We start from the raw sequence: 17468 nt of genomic DNA, 5'->3' as shown, positions 1-17468 counted from the left end.
ACTGAAAATGGACTCTTATTATCCTTGATACGACGGTTCCGCGCCCAGCGCCGACGCATCGCGCGCCAGCCAGACCAGACTGGCCATGCGCCCGCACCGCCCGTCGCGGCGGTAGGAGTGGAACAGAGCCGCCTGACTCACCGTGCACAGGCCCCCTCCGTACACCGCCTGCACACCGGCGCGGGCCAGCTCCAGCCGGGCCAGCAGATAGATATCGGCGTACAGGCGATCACCGGTCCCGGGCCTGAACGCGGCGGCCGCGCCCGGCAGCCGTTCGAGAAACACCGCCCTCACCTCCGGTCCGACTTCGAACGCGTCCGGACCAATGGCCGGGCCCAGCCAGGCCAGAATGTCGCCCGGCGACCCGCCCATGCGCTGCACGGTACGCGTCAGCACACCCATCGCCAGGCCGCGCCAGCCGGCGTGGGCCGCGGCCACCACCGTGCCCTGCCGGTTGCAGAACAGCACCGGCAGACAGTCGGCGGTCATCACCGCGCAGACACTGCCCGCGCAGTGCGCGATCGACGCGTCGCCGGTGCCACAGCGTTCGCGGTCGGCATCCAGCACCTCGACGCCATGCACCTGCTCCAGCCACAGCGGTTCGGCCGGCAGGTGGGCGCGCAGCAGCGCCCGGTTGGCCGCCACCGCCCGCGCGTCGTCGCCGACGTGGGTGGCCGGATTGAAGCTGTCGAACGGTGCGGCACTGACGCCGCCCAGACGGGTGGTGACGCAGGCGCGCACCGCCGGCGGCGCCGGCCAGTCCGGCAGGATGAGCGGCAATGCGGGCGCGCTCATGCCGCCGCCCTCAGGCTGTCCAGCAGCGCGACCATGTCGGCCGGCAGCGGCACTTCCCAGCCCACCTCCTCACCGCTGCGCGGGTGCACCAGACCGAGTCGCCAGGCATGCAGGGCCTGACGGGAAAAGCGTTCGGCCACGTTACGCGGGGCATACACCTCGTCGCCGAGCAGCGAATGCCCGATGTGCGCCATATGTACCCGGATCTGATGGGTACGGCCGGTTTCCAGCCGGCATTCGACCAGCGTGGCATCGCGCAGCCGCTCGCGCACGAAATAGTGGGTACGCGCCGGTTTGCCGCCAACCTGCACCACCGCCATGCGGGTGCGCTGTACCGGATGGCGGCCGATCGCCGCATCCACGGTGCCATCGGCGCCGACCGATCCGGCCACCACCGCGAAATAGCGGCGCGACACGGTGCGCGCCTGCAACTGGCGCACCAGATCGGTCTGGGCCTCCACGGTGCGGGCCACCACCAGCAGGCCGCTGGTGTCCTTGTCCAGCCGGTGCACGATGCCGGCGCGCGGCACCCGGGCCAGCTCCGGCCAGCGGTACAGCAACGCGTTGAGCAGCGTGCCGTCCGGCACGCCATTGCCCGGATGCACCACCAGCCCGGCCGGCTTGTCGATCACGATCACGGTGTCGTCCTCGAACACCACCCGCAGCGGGATGTCCTGGGGCGCGTGCACCGTGTCTTCCGGCAGGCTGCCCGGATCCAGCTCCAGACGTTCGCCGCTGAAAGTGCGTCGCCGCGCGTCGCTGCATTCACGCCCGTCCACCCGCACCCTGCCCTCACGCAACCAGCCCTGGAGGCGGCTGCGCGAGTACTGCGACCACACCTTCGCCAGCACCGCGTCCAGCCGCTCGCCGGTCACGCCCGCAGGAACCGTCGCCAGAAGCCGTTCCGGAGTCGGGTTCGGCGGCTGCTCGGCGATATAATCGTCGTCTTGCGTATCTTCCAGGGTCAGTGCGGTCATGTGGCGTAGTGTAGCGATACTGTGGGTGGCTCTGGCCGCCGGGTGCGGTCTTCTGCCGGACAAGATCGACGAGACGGCGAACTGGTCGGCGCAACGCCTGTACCAGGAGGCCAAGCAGCTCATGAGCGACGGCTCCTACGAGCAGGCGATCAAGATGTACGAAAAGCTGGAGGCCAAGTATCCGTATGGCCGCTATGCCCAGCAGGCCCAGATCGAAGTGGCCTACGCCTACTACCGTCAGGGCGAGCGCGTGCAGGCGGTGGCGGCCTGCGACCGCTTCATCAGGCTGCATCCGAATCACCCCAACGTTGATTACGTTTATTACCTGCGCGGCCTGATCCACTTCAACGAGGATCTGGGCATCATGAGCAATCTGTCGCGCCAGGATCTGACCGAGCGCGACCCCAAGGGCCTGCGCGACTCCTTCGATGCGCTGAAGGAACTGGTGACCCGCTACCCGGAAAGCAAGTACGCGCCGGACGCGACCATCCGGATGAACTATCTGGTGAATTCGCTGGCGGCGCACGAAGTGCACGTGGCGCGCTATTACATCCTGCGCGGCGCCTACCTGGCGGCGGCCAACCGGGCACAGTTCGCGGTGAGCAACTATCAGGAATCGCCGGCGGTCGAAGAGGCGCTCTACATCCTGATGGTGGCCTACGATTCGCTGGGTCTGGTCGATCTGCGCGACGATGCGAAACGCGTGATGCAGAAGAACTATCCGAAGAGCGAATTCCTCGCCCGCGGCTTCAGGAAGCCGGGTGAGGACGACCCCTGGTGGAAGCTCTGGTAAGCGCCGCAGGCCTGCGCCGCGGTACCTGAATGCCCCTTCAGAAGGAGACGGATCATGTACAGCAAGGTACTGCTCGCCTACGACGGCTCTGAATCCGGTCGCCGCGCGCTGCTCGAGTGCGCGGAAATCAATGACCTCCTCCATGCCGAGATCCACCTGCTGGCGGTCGCGCCGATCGCCGCCACGCTGTTCGTGGCCGAAGGTTTCGTCGCCGACGTGCCGCAGGAAGAGGAGAACGAACGCTTCTCCGAGGTGCTGAAGGAAGGTCTGGAGCAGTTGAAGGCGCGCGGCGTCACCGCCGAAGGCCATCTGGTGACCGGCGACGCGGTGCGCGAAATCAGCCGTCTGGCGCACGAACTGAAGGTCGATCTGATCGTGATCGGCCACACCCACCACAGCTCGCGGCTGGAACGCTGGTGGAAGGGCTCGGTCGGCGCCTCGCTGGTCGAAGAGGCGCCCTGCAACATCCTCATCGTCGTACAGCGACCAGCATGAGCGCGGCACGCGCGCCCTCACCCGCTCCCCGCGACAGCCAGCGCGACTGGCAGCAGTACTCGGTACTCGTCGTCGACGACGAGGAAGGCATGCGCAGCTTCATAAGCCGCGCGCTCGGCCCGCGCTGCGGCCTGGTTGAAACCGCCGGCAGCGTCGAACACGCGCAGCAGCTGTTCGCGCGACTGCACTTCGATCTCATCATCCTCGACATTTCACTGCCCGGCCGCAGCGGCCTGGAATGGCTGAACGAGCTGCGCGAGCAGGGTCATCAGTGCGATGTCATCCTGATCACCGCGTTCGCCGACATCGAAACCGCGATCAACGCGCTGCGCGCCGGCGCGTCGGACTTCATCCTGAAGCCCTTCCGCATCGACCAGATGATGAACGCGGTCGGCCGCTGCTTCGACCGCGCCGGCCTGCTGCGCGAGAACTACGTGCTGCGCCGGGAGATCGCGCGCCAGACCGAAGGCGTGGCCGGCATGGTGGGCGAATCGCAGCCGGTACGCGAACTGGCCAGCGTGCTGCGCCGGGCGGCGGCCATGCCCAGCACCGTGCTGCTGACCGGCGAATCCGGCGTCGGCAAGGAAGTGGCGGCGCGCGCCCTGCACCAGATGAGCCCGCGCGCGGGTGCGCCCTTCGTGCCGGTCAATTGCGGCGCGATCAGCGCCGAACTGATCGAATCCGAACTGTTCGGCCACGTGAAGGGCGCCTTCACTGGCGCCCAGGACAACAATCCGGGCCTGCTGTTCTACGCCCAGGGCGGCACCCTCTTCCTGGACGAGATTTCCGAACTGCCGGCGGCGATGCAGACCAAGCTGCTGCGGGTGCTGGAAGACCGCATGATCCGCCCGGTCGGCTCGTCGCGCGAAGTGCCGGTCGATATCCGCGTGGTGGCCGCCACCAACCGCGATCTGGCCAGCGAGGTGCGTGCCGGCCGCTTCCGGCAGGATCTGTTCTACCGGCTCGACGTGGTGCGCATCACCATTCCGCCACTGCGCGAACGGCGCGAGGACGTGAAGCTGCTGGTCGCCCACTTCATGGCCCAGCTTTCATCGCGGCTCGGCGTGGCGCCCATTCCGCTCGACCGCGACACCGCCGCGCGGATGGCCACGCACGACTGGCCGGGCAACATCCGCGAACTGCGCAATCTGGTCGAACGCGCGCTCATCCTCGGCTATTTCCCGGCCGATGCCTTCGGCACGCTCACGCCGCCCCGCTCCACCGAACCGGCCGCCGCGCTGGAAGACGTCGAGCGCAAGCACATCCTCGACGTGCTCGCCGCCTGCGGCGGCAACAAGTCCGAAGCCGCCCGCCAGCTCGGCGTGTCGCGCAAGACCATAGAACGCAAGTGCGCGCAGTGGGGTCTCGCAGGATAAAGGCGACGCATGCGTCGCCCCTGCGAGACGGGTTCGCCAGCCAGGGCGAACCGCTCACGCAAGAGGTTTAGCAGCGCATGCGCTGCTCCGGCGACACGGACCGGCTGTGCAAAGCCGGCCTTACGCACAAGAGCTTGAGCCACGCGGTCGCCCGAGGGCGCCGATCGCCCCTCACGCCGCCAGGCGCTGCGCCTCTTCCAGTGCCTCGCGCACACCCAGCACCGCGCGTACGTCCAGTGCCTGCACGCGCGCCTGCTCGGCGCACAGCGCACCGCGAAAACCGAGGTAGTCGGGGCACAGCTGCGCCAGCGCCGGAATGTGGGCCACCCGCAGCGAGCCCGCGAGCCCGCACAGCAGACCGTGTGCGCGGGCGCGTTCGACGAAGCCGGACAGCCATTCGACACCGGCGACGTCCGGCAGGCTGTGGCCGGTCTTGTGCGCGGTATCGACCATGACGCCGTCGAAACCGGCAGCGGCGACCGCGTCGACCAGATCCAGCGGCGGTGCAAGGTCGGCGAACATGACCGCGATGCGGCGGGCACCGGCCAGCGGCGCCAGACCGCGCAGGCATGCATGCACGGCCGCGTAGTCGCGCCCGCCCTGCTGCCAGCCGGCAGGGAAAAGTCCGACCTTCACGTAATCGACGCCGGTCGTGGCGATGCGCGCCATCGCGGCCTGAACTGCCTGCGCATCCGGTTCGACGTTGCCGGCGGTGGCGCTGGTGAGCGTGCGGCCGGCGACGAAGGCGACGACCTCGCGGATCACGTCGGCCGGCAACGCCCCGAGCGCGCCATCAGCCGGCTGCTTCAGGTCGATCAGATCGACCCCGGCCTCGAGCACGGTGCGCGCCTCGTCAAGGTCGCGCACGCTGGCCAGCATGCGGATCACGCCTGCACTCCGGCGCGGTGCGCGGCGATGCGCTCGACCAGCCAGCCCCAAGCTTCGAGTTCGGCCGGGCCGGCGGTCTTGTCGATGGCGATCTGCAGATAGGCCAGTTCGGCGTCGATCTTCTCGACCGGCAGCATGTGCAGCCGGCTCACCAGGATGGCTGCCTCGATCACCGCTGAACGTGCGCGGTTGAAGCCCGGGAACACGCCGTGACTCTGCTCGTGCACAGTGCGGCAGTACAGGCGCGGGCGGACGTCGTCCTCCTCGACCTCGACCAGTTCCAGTTCGCGGTGGGCCAGCGTGTTAACCAGCCGCGCGCAGCCTATCTTCTCCGCCGGCTGCACCGGCCAGTCGCGGCGGCCGGTCAGCGCGCCGGCGAACACGCGCACGTCGTCGGTGAAGTTCACCACCGCGATGCGGGTGGCCAGCACGTTGTCCAGCGTACCGGACGGCCGGAAGGGCGCGAGCACGGTGAGGCCGCGCTCCTCGCGCACGCCCAGTGGCGTGATGTGGGTGCGGCCCTGCACGTCCACGGTGGTCAGTATGGTTTCCCAGATCATGCTTGGTCCTGTGTGTCGTCCGGCGGCGCCGGGTCGGCCTCGGCCGGCCTGCGCTTCGCCTTGCGCTGCAGCGTGGTACCCGGGGCGCAATGCGCCATCAGGTCCTGCGTCTTCTTCTCGACTGCAGCCCCCCAGTCCAGTTCCTCGTCCTGTGCGTAGCGGCGGCCCAGCTGCCAGGCAATCTGCGCGCGCGCCAGTTCGACGCCGAGGTAGAAGGCGTGCGCGCCGTCATCCGCGACGTTCAGGCCCGGGTACAGCGCGAACGGGTCGGTGCCCACCTGCATGCCGTCGCGGTTGTAGATGTGCACGCCCTGCTCGCTGAGCTGGATGCGGAAGTTGGGGTCGCGCACGGTGGCGGCGATGTCGGCGATCTCCTGCGGCGTGTCCGGGAAAGGACGGCGCTGGTGGGTGGTCATCAGCTCGCCGGAATAGTCGCGCGGCAGCGCGTTGTCCTCGCGCGCGGCGAACATGACGCGGCGCGCGATATCCGCTTCCTTCACCGCACGGCGGGCGTGCGGACTCACTTCGGTGGCCAGCACCGCACCGACGCGCAGCTCGGAAATGATGCCGAACAGCAGCGCGTTGATGCCGCTGGTATCGGCATCGGTCAGTTCGGTCAGATTGCCCACCCCCATCATGATGGGGATGTCCGGATGGGTCCGCCGCAGCTCGTGATAGCGCACGATGGACGCGGTGAAGCCGAAGTGGATGGGCTCGATGATGGGGTCGGCGTAGAAGGGCAGACCGCGCTCAGTCATGATGTCCGCCGCCTCGCGCAGCGAATCGAGGTCGCCCGGCGTGTCCGGAATCAGCACCGGAATCGCATCGACCTCGTCGGCCACCCACAGCGTACTTTTCTTCAGACTGAGCAGATAGTCGGCGCCGGCGCGCGCACCGCGCAGCAGGTCATCGGTGTTCAGCGAGTCGATGCTCACCTGGAAACCTTCGGCCTTCAGCGCGCGGATGCAGTCTTCCATGTGCGGGAAGTCGGTGTCCGGCAGACAGCCGATGTCGATCACGTCCGCGCCGTCACGGCGGTAGCGGCGTGCGGTGGCCAGCACCGCATCGACATCGACCTGGGGCGCATCGACGATTTCGGCGAAGATGAGCACGTCGTGCCGGTCGAGCACCCGCTTTTTCGCCTTCCGGCCGAAGTGCATCGGCAGGTCCTTCACCTCGTCCGGGCCGCGCTGCACCGGTACGCCGTAGTGCTGCGCCAGCGCGTCGAGGTCGCCGCGGCAGCGGCCGGGCACGACGATGCGGTCGGCCTGCACCTGATCGACCGGCAGCCGCCGGCGTATCAGGTCGGCGGTCATCAGACCGGCGACATTGATGCCGATGTCCAGCACCCGCGGCTCGAAGGGCAGCGGCTGCATGTCGTCCAGCACCCGCTGCAGGCTTTTCCACGCCAGATGCCCGGTCAGGAAAAGAATGCGTTCGCCCGGGATGGGCCCGCCGGATCGGACCTGCTGTTCAGCCATGACGATGTGACCGGTCGCCGCCGCGCCCGCTCAGCGCTGGACCGCCGCGAGCCGCTGCCTGAGCGCGGCCTGCAGTTCTTCGACGTTCTTCACCACGGTCACGCCTTCGAATCCGGACAGACGCGCGGTGTGCTCCAGGTCGATGGCACGCGGGTACAGCGTCACCCATTCGCTGGGCGACTCGGTGATCACCACCGGCTCGTTGTCGCAGGCGAACACGATGATGGGAATGCGCAGCTTGCCGGCCTGGGCGAAGATGTTGGTCACCAGGGTGTCGGAAATGCCGCTTGCACACTTGGCCACGGTGTTCGACGTGGCCGGCGCGATCACCACCGTGTGGTACTGCCCCTGGTAGAACAGCCCGACCGGCGCCGCACTGGCGGTGCTGTCGCGGAAGATGCGGTAGCGCTTCTTCATGTCGACCAGCGGGTAGCCGTACATGTTGAGCACCTCTTCGCCGGCGCTCGACAGGAAGAGGTCGATGCGGTCCAGCGTGTCGGCGAATTCCAGCGATTCCTTCAGGAAGTGGCCAGAGCCGGTCAGCCCCCAGGCGATGCGCGCATCGGGCAGGACTTCGGCTTCATCCGGAATGTCGTTCAGGCGCGGGTCAGTAGCCATCACCCGCCTGCGTGTCGGTATCGATGTCCAGTCGCTTCATCTTGCGATAAACGGTGTTGCGGCTCACGCCGAGCTCGCGGGCGAGGCCGGCGATGTTCCAGCGGTGGCGGCGCAGTTCCGCCAGCAGCGCATCGCGCTCGGCCGACTGCAGCGGATTGAGGTGACTGGTCGGCGACGGCGGCGGCACATCGGCGTGGCTGTCGGCCGCGGGCAGCGTGGCCACCGGCGGCGCCGGCATCGGTTCGGGCGCGTCCATCAGTTCGGCCGGCATGTCGCGCAGCGTGATCTCTCCGCCGTCGCACATGGCAACCAGCGTGCGCAGCACGTAGCGCAGCTGGCGAATATTGCCCGGCCAACGGTAGCGGTCCAGCACCTGCATCGCGGCCTGGCCGAGGCGAACCGGCGGATGGCGGCCGGCGCCTTCCTCATTCAGGCAGCGCTCGATCAGCGCGCGGCGGTCGGTGCGCTCGCGCAGCGGCGGCAGCGTCACTTCCATGCCGCGCAGGCGGTAATAGAGGTCTTCACGGAAGCTGCCGTCGCGCACCATGGCACGCAGGTCGCGGTGGGTGGCGCACACCAGCTGCAGATCAACCGGTACCGCGTTCTCGCCGCCCAGCGGCGTCACCTTGCGCTCCTCCAGCACGCGCAGCAGGCGTGCCTGAAGCTGCAGCGGCATGTCGCCGATCTCGTCGAGGAAGAGCGTGCCACCGTCGGCCTGCAGCACCTTGCCGCGACGGCCGTCGCGGTTGGCGCCGGTGAAGGCGCCCTGCTTGTAGCCGAACAGTTCGGATTCGATCAGCGCTTCCGGCAGCGACGCGCAGTTGATCGCGACGAAGGGGCCGCGCGCGCGCTGGCTGGACGCGTGAAAGGCGCGTGCGAACACTTCCTTGCCGGTGCCGGTCTCGCCGGCGATCAGCAGCGGAATGTCGCGGTCGAGGATGCGCATCGCGCTGTGCACATTGCCGGCCATGCGCAGATCGCCCAGATCGAGCTCGGCCAGCGCCTGGGCGGCCGAACCGGAATCGCCGCGCGCGCCGGACTGGGCGCGGTTGCGCGCCGGCTGCTGCGCCAGCAGATACCAGGTCTGGTGCTGCGGCATCGACAGCGTGAGCGGATGGAAACCGGCACGGAAGGTGCGCGACAGCAGTTCCGGCAGCGACTGGCCGAAGAACTCGGTCACCTCGCGGCCCAGCAGCGCCTCGCCATCCGGCGACAGCAGTTCGAAGGCAGTGTGGTTGGCTTCGATCACCTCGCCTTCAGGCGTCAGCGCGAGCAGACCGTCGACAGCGGTGAGCACGCGACCGGCGTGGGCGTGGAAACGGATGATGTAGTCGGTGGCGTGACGGGCACGGAAGGCGCGGTGCTCGATCACCCTGGCCGACCGTTCGACCAGCGCGCGCAGCGCGCGGGCACCGCCCGGAGACAGCGAACACACGGCCAGCACCGCCGCCACCTCGCCGACGCCGTCATAGATCGGCGCACCGGCACAGACCATGTCGGTGTGGCGGGCGAAAAAATGTTCCTCGCGCGAAATGACCAGCGAGTGACGCTCGGCCAGCACGGTGCCGATGCCATTGGTGCCCTGCACCTCTTCGCTCCAGCGCGCGCCTTCGACCAGACCGCGCAGCGAGGCCTCGCGGGCGAAGCCCGGGTGACGCACGATGCTCACGATGACGCCTTCGGCGTCGGCCAGCACCAGCGCGGAATTCGGATCGTCCAGCTGGCGATGCAGGGTCTGCATTTCCGGCACCGCGCTGTCCATCACTTCGCCCAGCCGGTCGCCGCGTTCGCGCCAGGCCTGGGGTGCGAGCGGCGGCGGCGCGTCGTCCGCCGCCGGGTCGAGCGCCAGTTCGTGAAAACAGCGCAGCCACGAGCGCGCCACCAGTTCATGACCGGACGGGCGCTGCGGACGGCTGATGATGGCGTGCACCGAACGGACGTGTTCGGCCACCTGACTGGAAGACACCATGTGTTCGACCTTGGGAACCGGTACGGCGGACGTGAGGGAAAAACCGGGCAATGGTAACACCCGGGCTCCGGAGCCGGCCACCGGCGGCCGTTGCGCAGCGCGGCACGGCTGCGCCCGAAGCGGCGCGCCAGTGTCGCGGAAGACGGCCACTGTGTTCCGCCCCGGGCGCGGCTGTGCGCGCCGGACGGACCGGTGCGCCGCTTCAGTCGTAGATGTCGGTCGACATCGCGCCGGGCTGGGCGCCGGAGGCCAGCAGGTGGGCCACCGCCAGCCGCTGCTTGCGGAACACCGCCCAGTACAGCGCATTGAAGCCGGCGCGGTCCGGCAGATTGGGGTCGAAGCCGGCGGCCAGCAGGCGGTCCAGCACCCGCAGATGGCCGAGCGAAGCGGCCAGTGACAGCGCGTGGCGCCCCTGCTCCCTTTCGGTATGCAGCCAGTCCGGCGAGGCGCGCAGCAGTTCGCCCACCACCTCGTCGCGGTCCAGCAGTACCGCATCGATCAGCGGCACATGTCCGTTTGCGCTCTTGGCATCGACGTCGGCGCCCGCCTTCAGCAGCAGCGCCGCCACCTTGTGATGGCCGGCAAGTGCGGCGGCGCCCAGCGGCGTGAAGCCGGATGCGCCCCTGCGATCCGGCGCTGCACCCGCAGCCAGCAGGGCACGCACGGTTTCGGTTTCGCCGGCGGCGGCCGCGTGGACCAGCGCGCTGTCGCCCCAGGCGTCGCGCACATTGGGCGCTGCGCCGGCCTTCAGCAGCCGGTTCACCGCCGCCCAGTCGCCGCGGCGCGCGGCCGACAGCAATGCATGATCAGCGCTGCGGTAATTGCGCGGACCGGCGTCGTCGCCGGTCCGGCGGATGTCGGCGTACTCCATCGCGGTCGCCGGCACCGCTGCACGCGGCCGCGCCGCGTCGGTGAAGCGGCCCTGCCACTCGGGCGGCAGTTCCTGGGCGCCGGCCTGCGCCACACACAGAACGCCGGCCAGCGACAGAAGCGAACGAAAGAGCGGGCGCATCATCAGGCGTCTCCGAAGGCCTCGCGGCCGGGTTCATGCGCGCGCAGCGCGGCGAGCCGGGCCACGGCCTGGGCACGGTTGGTCACGTCGAGCTTGCGCAGTATTTTCTGGATGTGGTTCTTCACGGTGAGCGGGCTGATGTTCAGGATCTGCCCGATCTCGTGATTGGTCTTGCCCTCGCGCACCCACTCCAGCACCTGCAGTTCGCGCGCGCTGAGCGTGACCGGCGACGCGCTCCGCCCCACCACCCGCTCGCCGCCCTCGCGCCGCTCGTGTTCGGTGATGCGCAGCAGTGCCAGATGCAGATTGGGCATCAGCAGTTCGATGCGACGCGCATCGAGATCGGTCGGCGCTTCCGGCATGCCGAGCAGCGCGAAGAAGGTGGACTGTTCGCCACGCGCTTCGCGGCAGCCGTGCGCCAGCGCGTGATCCACACCGGCGACCCGCGGCAGCTGGGCCAGCGCACGGCCGCGGGCGCCGCCCGGCACCAGCGGCTCCCGTCCGCCCGCCTGCCAGTCCGCCAGCAGTCGCGCGATCAGGCCGCCGCCCGGGTCGGTCAGCCGCGCCTCATACTCCGGCGACAGCACCGAGCGCGAGAACACCGACGCGGTGTACTCGCCGCGCTCGAAGTCACCGCAGGCGCACAGCAGCGTGTCATGCGGCAGGAAGGTCTGCAGCGAGCCCTGTGTCCACAGGAAGAACTGGAAGCGCTTCACCACCCGGATGGATGTTTCGATCGTGAACAGCAGCAGCTGTACGTCGATCTGATCCTTCGCGAGCGGATCCGTCATGGCAAACCGGGAGCTTTTCGGCCTTTGAGGGCCCTTGTTCGAATGATGCCCGGCCAGCAGGCCGGGCGCGTCGGTGTGTGAGCGCATAGCGCTAGCCGACATGCAGTTTTGCATCTGATTGTTTCAGCCCGGTGTCAGCCCGACTGCATGTGTCCGGAGATTCGAGCCTCACCGCAGGATTCGCCCGGGCAACCGTCAGGCGAAGCCCCGGTTGGCATCGCCGGTTGACGCCGGCGACTGGACCACGCAGGCTTTTCGTGCCTGATACAAACAGAAATCCGCACAACCGGGGCGCTTCGAACGCGCGCCCGGGCACTCGCCAGACAGAACTCCACAGAAGCGTCTCAAGCCATGCTCGTTATTCGCACCCTCGTACTGCTGTTGCTGACCTGCAGCACGGCACTTTCATTCGCGCAGACTGCGCCCGCCCTCTACGTCGGATTCCCCGCCGCCGGAGAGGTCGATACCGCGGCTCGCGCGATCGCGACTGAGCTCGGCAAGAGGCTCAAGCTGCCCTATCGCGTGGCTAATCATGCCGGCAATTTCACGAAGGTGGCCGTGGACAGGTTTCAGCAGGATCCGGCCACCGATAGCAAGCTTCTGCTTGCTTCGCCCAGTCCCGGCTACCCCTCCCTTGCATCCTTCCGGCTCGTGGCCCTGGTTGGCGAAATGTGGGGACTGCCGGAACCCTTCGGGCTTTATGCCGCGGAGCAGATGCCGGAAGAGAAGGCGCAGGCCATCGGCAAAGCCGTCCAGCCGCTGTTTGCGAACAGGGTGACGCCGCCTCCGGGAACTGGCACACAAGCAGTAACGGCGACTTCACCGCTCCGCGAAATCCGGATACCGGGCAAGACCGTGCAGGTTCCGGGCGGCGGTTTTGCAGAATCGGCGTCGGTTCAGACCCTGTGCCAGCCAACGTCGGTCAGGGCTCAGATCCGGGACAAGGCCGGCCGGAACTACCTGCGCGAACAGGATCTGCGCCAGGTGCTGGAGCACGGACAGCGGATCGCTCAGGCGTCGGATCGGTGGGCGCGTGCGCTGGGCACCAATACGCTGATTCAGCGCCAGCTCCCCAACCGGGGTACCAACGACCAGAACCTCGGCATCCGCCTGTCGAGGGAACAGATCGAAAACACGAACTGGGGCACGATGAAGCAGCCAGCCCCGACGCCGGTCATGCCGGTGATGCCTGAACAGCAGAAGGATCTGGACTACAACTTCGCGGTACTGGAAGCCGTTCAGGCCGACATCGAAACCGCGGCGCAGGCCTACCTCGCCGATCTGACCACGGTGGAACTGAACGCAGCCCTGGAAATTTCCCGCGCCGACATACCAGTCACGGAAATCGGCGACTTGACGCAGCAGCTTGATCGTTTCGTGATCGACAACTTCGTGTGCCGGAACGACCGACTGCTCGGCCGCAAGGCCATGGACGACCTGCGCACCAAAGGCTGGCCGGTGGTCAATATCAAGCAGGCCCTTTCACCTGCATGGCATGCACAGAACCTGCGCGCTCGGGAGGCCGGTGACCGCCTCGAAACCGCGTTCCTGGCGCTGGCCGAGCGCGCCATACGAGAACGGCGCTCCACGCTGGTCGGTCAGCTGAACAACGCCCGGACGCCCGAGGAACTGCCCCGCCTGATGGCGGCGGCGTTCGGCACCGGCCGTCTCGGCGTGCTGGCCATGAAGGACCCGGAACTCAGTGCCGCCTTCAGCGCGAGATCTGCTCACTTGCTTGCGGAGATTGCACATCAGGCAAGGCTCGCCGAGGAACGTCGCATCGCGGCAGACAAGGCTCGCGTCCTCAAGAACTTCAAGTCAAACGGCAAGCCCTCACAGGCTGACATTCAGGCGCTGATCGCGAAAGTCAGCATGCAAGCCAGCACCGAAGCGCTCCGACAGCGGGCGGAACTGCGTTCCGAGACCGGCTACAACCTGTACGGCGGTTTCTTCGACGTGGAGTGGAAGACCACCGAGGTGGACATCGTCGTCAGCAATCTGACGTGCCAGGCGAAAGAGGGCGGACAGCACTGTAGCTGGGACGAGCATTTCGTTCGCCGCGACTACGCCACCCTGCTGTCCGAAGAACCGATCCGGTCGGAGTCCTCCACATCAAGATGCGACGGGCGTTTCCGCTGGACAGCTACCCAGCTCACGATAGACGGCGAACTGGCTCCGCTCGTGACCTACGTGACAAGAGGACGCGGCAGTGCGGGCGGGGGCGGAAGCCCGTCCGGCAGAGGATCGCGCGATACGATGCTCGACCAATGGATAGAGCGGGATCGCGACAACCGGGCGCGTTACGACGAGGCCGTGCAGGCGGCGCAGTACCGCCGCATGGAACAGTACAACCCGCAGAAACAGTATTGAGCGGCCGTCATGTCCGGGTGCAGTGCACAGCCGTCATCAGCCCGTCCCGGGCGACAGCGGGACGAGGCGGAAACGCGGCCGGGCTCGACCTCTCGATCACGATCGGCAGCCGTATCTAGATCGAATCCTTCACGCGCCATGCCGCCACGGAAATGTCTGCAAAGGGCGGCTCAGGGTCACGATGGCGCAGACGGAAGGCGGCCCGGACGTCGGCAAATGAAAATGCGGCAGCCGGTACGCAGAGCGTATCGGCTGCCGCATTTCAAGTGGGTCGCAGCCAGGTGAAACCCGGTGCCGCTCAGCCCAGACGGCGGCGCGCGATGGCGCCCAGCATGCCGAGGCCGGCAAGCATCAGCGTGTAGCTTTCCGGTTCCGGCACGGCCGTGATCTGGAAAGCCGTGGTGTTCGGCACGAGAGCGGCGTAGTCGCCATTGTTCGTGTCTACCGTCCAGTTGTTCAGATCACCCAGGGCGGCCTTGGCAGCGGCCACGCTGCTGAAGGTGCGCGTGCCGGTGTACTGGGCGTAATCCGGCGTCGAGGTGCCGGCCTTGGCGGTCAGGCGGATGGCGTTCGAGCTGCCCTCGGTCAGGCCGGTGTTGGTGAGCGAACCGTCGGCCGCGAACGTGCCATTGGTGATGGCAGCCAGGAAGGTAGCGGGTGCCGTCACGCTGCTGGCCACATAGGCGTAAATGGTTTCATTCGAGTTGGCGATGCCCCAGTTGGCGCTGCCGGACACGGTGACGCGGCTCAGCGTGCCGACCGACGCCGACAGCGTGGTCTTGTCGTAGGCCGCAAGACGCACGACGGTACCTGCGGAAACGGCGGTGGCACCGGCGTTCCACTGGTTGTAGCTTTCGCCGGTATTGAAGGCGGCGCCGGTCCACTCGTTGTCGCTGAAGTAGATGGTGGTGTTGGCGGCGATATCGGCCAGCGCAACGAAGGACAGGCCGTCTTCGTCGGCATTGAAGGCGGTGAAGGCAATGTCGCCGGTCTGCAGCGCGGCCTGGGCGGAACCGGCAGCCAGCAGGGCGGCCAGCAGCATCGAAGTACGGATCATCGTGAATCTCCGGAATGAGAGTGGGATGACCGCACGATACGGCGCGTGGGTGACCGCCTGTTGAAGCCCTGAACGCGTTTTCGTGGTCTGTTCGGACTACGGCGCTACCGGCGTCCGTCGCTCGGAGCCGCTGTTCAGTCCTGCGGTGCAGCCCTGCTCATGCCGCCAGCGCCGCGCCAGCAGCGCCGACAGGATTTCGCTCCAGCGGCTGAACACGAAGAAATGCCCCTCGCCCGCCAGCAGCCTTACGCTGGCCTGCGGAAACAGGAAGGCCAGCCGGCTGGCGCAGTCGGCCGGCACGATGCGGTCGTCGCAGCCCTGCACGATTTCCACTGCGCCGGCATAGCGGTTCAGCACGAGCGCCCAGTCGGACGCGGCGATCGCCAGATCGCGCACGATGGCGGCCGCGCCCTGCCGGGTGGCGCGGGGCAGGTCGTCGAAGAACATGTCGTGAATATCGCGGCGCGCCAGTTCGGCGCGGTCAGCATCGCCCACCAGATGGCGCACGATGGCCAGCCAGGTGCGCGGCCACAGCGTGGCCACCAGCGCCAGCGGCTCGAACACCATGCGCGCCAGTCGGGGCGCGTGCACCGCCAGCCACACCATGCGCGCTTCCAGCCGGTGCGGCATCGGCAGGCCGACATGCAGGCCGTAGCCGGGCGCCACGCCGCTCACCAGCACCAGCCGGGACACCTGCTCGCCAAAGCGCTCGACCAGCGCACAGGCGAACGGTGCGCCGCCTGACACGCCGCCCACCGCGAAATCGCCCAGCTTCAGGTGCTCGACCAGGACCGCCATGTCGGACTGCCAGTCCGCCAGCCCCCAGCCGGGCGCGTCGTCGGACAGGCCGTAGCCGGCGCGGTCGGGCACGATGAGCCGCGCGTGCCGCTCGCTGGTCAGCGCGTCAAAGGGCGGCACCTGACGGCGCGATCCAGGCACGCCGTGACACAGGATGACCGGGTAGCCGAAGGGATCGCCGTACTCGGCCCACGCCAGCGTTCGCCCGTCCGGCAGCCGCATGCTGCGCTCATCCACGACCGGCCTCATGACATGAAGATTGAACGCAGCAGTCTGTGCCGGGCGTGTTTCAGTATCGCGACAGCAGGCTTCGCCGGACGAAAAAAAGCCCGCCGTGTGGCGGGCTTGCGACAGGGCCGGCAGCGCCGGCCGGAAACGCTTCAGTTCGCATCCAGGCTGCCCATCGCGCGCGGCCAGGTCACGATGCCCCAGGGCAGCTTCTTGTCGGCGATGCGGCCGGTCACTTCCAGCTTCTGCGTGTCGACCACCACCACCGCGTCGGAACGGCCGCAGGCGATCAGGATCTGCGCATCGTCCGGCGTGAAGGTGAAGTGCCAGCAACGCTCGGCATCCAGCGCCACGTCCTTGATCTTGTCGAAGGTTTTCGCGTCGAACACCTCAAGCGCCTTGGCGCGCGCGGTAGCAACGTACAGGCGCTCGCCCTTGCGGTCGAAAGCCACGCCGTAGGGCGTCTGGCCGGTGGCCACGGTCTTCACCGGATTCAGCTTGTCGTCCAGCACAAGGAAGTTGTTGCTGAACTCCAGCGTGGCGACGAAGGTCTTGCCGTCCGGCGACAGCTTGATGCCGCGCGGCCGGGTGCCGTACTGCGAGGTCTCGACCTTCTTCAGCAGCTTGCCGGTCCTGATGTCGTGCAGCGTGAGCGTGTTGTCGGCTTCGTTGGTCACCACCAGGCGCTTGCCATCGGCGGTGAATTCGATGCCCTCGGTTTCCGGTCCGCCGACGATGTTGCGCAGCACCTTGCCCTTCTTCAGATCGACCACCGCGACCTTGGCCGGCTCCTTGTCATCATCGTCGTCATCGTGGCCGCCTTCCTTGCCACCATCCTTCTTCTCGTCCTTCTTGTCACCCTTGGGCGGCGGGCCCAGCTTGGACGTCGGTTCGAAGGACACGAAGGCCATGTGGCCGCGCACCCGGACGAATTCGGGGTTCTTGCCGATCTTGATGCGCTTGTTCACCTTGCCGCTGGCGATGTCGATCAGCGCGATGTCGCCGGATTCGCGCACGGCCACCACAAGGGTCTTGCCGTCGTCGGTCACGCCAAGGCCGCGCGGCACCTTGCCGCCGACCTCGAATTCACCGGTCACTTCCATCTTCGCCAGATCGATGACCGAAATGCCGCCCTCCTGATTGCTCACATAGGCGGTGCCGGCCGCCTGCACCAGACCGGCGGCGGCCATCATCGAGAACAGGGCGGCCGAAATGAGGCCGCGACATGCGGACTTCAGTTGCATTGGGGAGTTCCTCCGT

Annotated in this window: 16 protein-coding genes; 4 read left to right on the top strand and 12 right to left on the bottom strand. The window is 67.7% G+C overall.

Features of this window, described 5'->3' with window-relative positions; all coding sequences use genetic code 11:
* Positions 1-18: 18 nt before the first annotated feature.
* Together pgeF and rluD are read right to left on the bottom strand one after the other, a co-directional pair.
* Positions 19-795, bottom strand: a complete 777-nt coding sequence (gene pgeF, locus METUNV1_RS02240; protein WP_008058424.1) for a peptidoglycan editing factor PgeF — start codon at positions 793-795, stop codon at positions 19-21.
* Entirely contained in the window at positions 792-1772 is a 981-nt protein-coding gene (rluD, locus tag METUNV1_RS02235) for a 23S rRNA pseudouridine(1911/1915/1917) synthase RluD (RefSeq protein WP_008058423.1), read from the bottom strand. The genes pgeF and rluD overlap by 4 nt, the downstream gene beginning before the upstream one ends.
* On the opposite strand from rluD, the gene METUNV1_RS02230 reads away from it, so the two are divergent.
* Genes METUNV1_RS02230 through METUNV1_RS02220 form a run of 3 tightly spaced genes read left to right on the top strand, consistent with a single transcriptional unit; the run spans position 1771 to position 4436 of the window.
* Positions 1771-2565, top strand: coding sequence for an outer membrane protein assembly factor BamD (locus METUNV1_RS02230; protein ID WP_043358834.1), 795 nt, complete (start codon positions 1771-1773; stop codon positions 2563-2565). The two genes, rluD and METUNV1_RS02230, sit on opposite strands and share 2 nt — an antisense overlap.
* A gap of 54 nt (positions 2566-2619) precedes the next feature.
* Positions 2620-3060, top strand: coding sequence for a universal stress protein (locus METUNV1_RS02225; protein ID WP_008058420.1), 441 nt, complete (start codon positions 2620-2622; stop codon positions 3058-3060).
* Positions 3057-4436 (top strand): sigma-54-dependent transcriptional regulator, encoded by a 1380-nt coding sequence (locus METUNV1_RS02220; protein ID WP_008058419.1) that lies wholly within the window; start codon positions 3057-3059, stop codon positions 4434-4436. Before METUNV1_RS02225 ends, METUNV1_RS02220 begins: the two co-directional genes overlap by 4 nt.
* A gap of 171 nt (positions 4437-4607) precedes the next feature.
* Here METUNV1_RS02220 and METUNV1_RS02215 read toward each other — a convergent pair whose 3' ends face one another.
* The 7 genes from METUNV1_RS02215 to epsA form a co-directional block, all read right to left on the bottom strand.
* Entirely contained in the window at positions 4608-5315 is a 708-nt protein-coding gene (locus METUNV1_RS02215) for a (5-formylfuran-3-yl)methyl phosphate synthase (RefSeq protein WP_008058414.1), read from the bottom strand.
* A gap of 5 nt (positions 5316-5320) precedes the next feature.
* A complete protein-coding gene (locus METUNV1_RS02210) occupies positions 5321-5884 on the bottom strand; it encodes a DUF447 domain-containing protein (protein WP_008058413.1) in 564 nt (187 codons plus the stop codon).
* Entirely contained in the window at positions 5881-7365 is a 1485-nt protein-coding gene (locus METUNV1_RS02205; RefSeq protein WP_008058412.1) for a DUF6513 domain-containing protein, read from the bottom strand. Before METUNV1_RS02205 ends, METUNV1_RS02210 begins: the two co-directional genes overlap by 4 nt.
* A 30-nt stretch (positions 7366-7395) precedes the next feature.
* Positions 7396-7983 carry a flavoprotein gene (locus tag METUNV1_RS02200; RefSeq protein ID WP_008058411.1) on the bottom strand — a complete coding sequence of 196 codons (588 nt, stop codon included), beginning with the start codon at positions 7981-7983 and terminating at the stop codon, positions 7396-7398.
* A complete protein-coding gene (locus METUNV1_RS02195; RefSeq protein ID WP_008058410.1) occupies positions 7973-9952 on the bottom strand; it encodes a sigma-54-dependent Fis family transcriptional regulator in 1980 nt (659 codons plus the stop codon). The genes METUNV1_RS02200 and METUNV1_RS02195 overlap by 11 nt, the downstream gene beginning before the upstream one ends.
* A gap of 202 nt (positions 9953-10154) precedes the next feature.
* Positions 10155-10967, bottom strand: coding sequence for an ankyrin repeat domain-containing protein (locus METUNV1_RS02190; RefSeq protein ID WP_008058409.1), 813 nt, complete (start codon positions 10965-10967; stop codon positions 10155-10157).
* On the bottom strand, positions 10967-11755 hold the full coding sequence (epsA, locus tag METUNV1_RS02185) for an XrtB/PEP-CTERM-associated transcriptional regulator EpsA (RefSeq protein WP_008058407.1): 789 nt from the start codon (positions 11753-11755) through the stop codon (positions 10967-10969). The genes METUNV1_RS02190 and epsA overlap by 1 nt, the downstream gene beginning before the upstream one ends.
* Before the next feature lie 351 nt (positions 11756-12106).
* Here epsA and METUNV1_RS02180 point away from each other — a divergent pair, with 351 nt between their 5' ends.
* Entirely contained in the window at positions 12107-14125 is a 2019-nt protein-coding gene (locus METUNV1_RS02180) for a type 2 periplasmic-binding domain-containing protein (protein ID WP_008058406.1), read from the top strand.
* 298 nt (positions 14126-14423) lie between these two features.
* Here the strand turns inward: METUNV1_RS02180 and METUNV1_RS02175 are convergent, their stop codons facing one another.
* The 3 genes from METUNV1_RS02175 to METUNV1_RS02165 all read right to left on the bottom strand — a co-directional run bounded on the left by METUNV1_RS02175 (position 14424) and on the right by METUNV1_RS02165 (position 17452).
* Positions 14424-15182, bottom strand: a complete 759-nt coding sequence (locus METUNV1_RS02175) for a PEP-CTERM sorting domain-containing protein (protein ID WP_008058405.1) — start codon at positions 15180-15182, stop codon at positions 14424-14426.
* A gap of 96 nt (positions 15183-15278) precedes the next feature.
* Complete coding sequence (locus METUNV1_RS02170; RefSeq protein WP_139026263.1) at positions 15279-16217, bottom strand: alpha/beta fold hydrolase; 939 nt, start codon at positions 16215-16217, stop codon at positions 15279-15281.
* 143 nt (positions 16218-16360) lie between these two features.
* Positions 16361-17452: a YVTN family beta-propeller repeat protein gene (locus METUNV1_RS02165; protein WP_008058403.1), complete on the bottom strand. Its 1092-nt coding sequence runs from the start codon at positions 17450-17452 to the stop codon at positions 16361-16363.
* Positions 17453-17468 lie beyond the last annotated feature (16 nt).

This window comes from Methyloversatilis universalis FAM5 (genome assembly GCF_000214035.2).
GTDB classification, from domain to species: Bacteria; Pseudomonadota; Gammaproteobacteria; order Burkholderiales; family Rhodocyclaceae; genus Methyloversatilis; species Methyloversatilis universalis.
The sequence above is the reverse complement of the archived record's forward strand: the minus strand, read 5'-3'. Positions and strand labels throughout refer to the sequence as shown.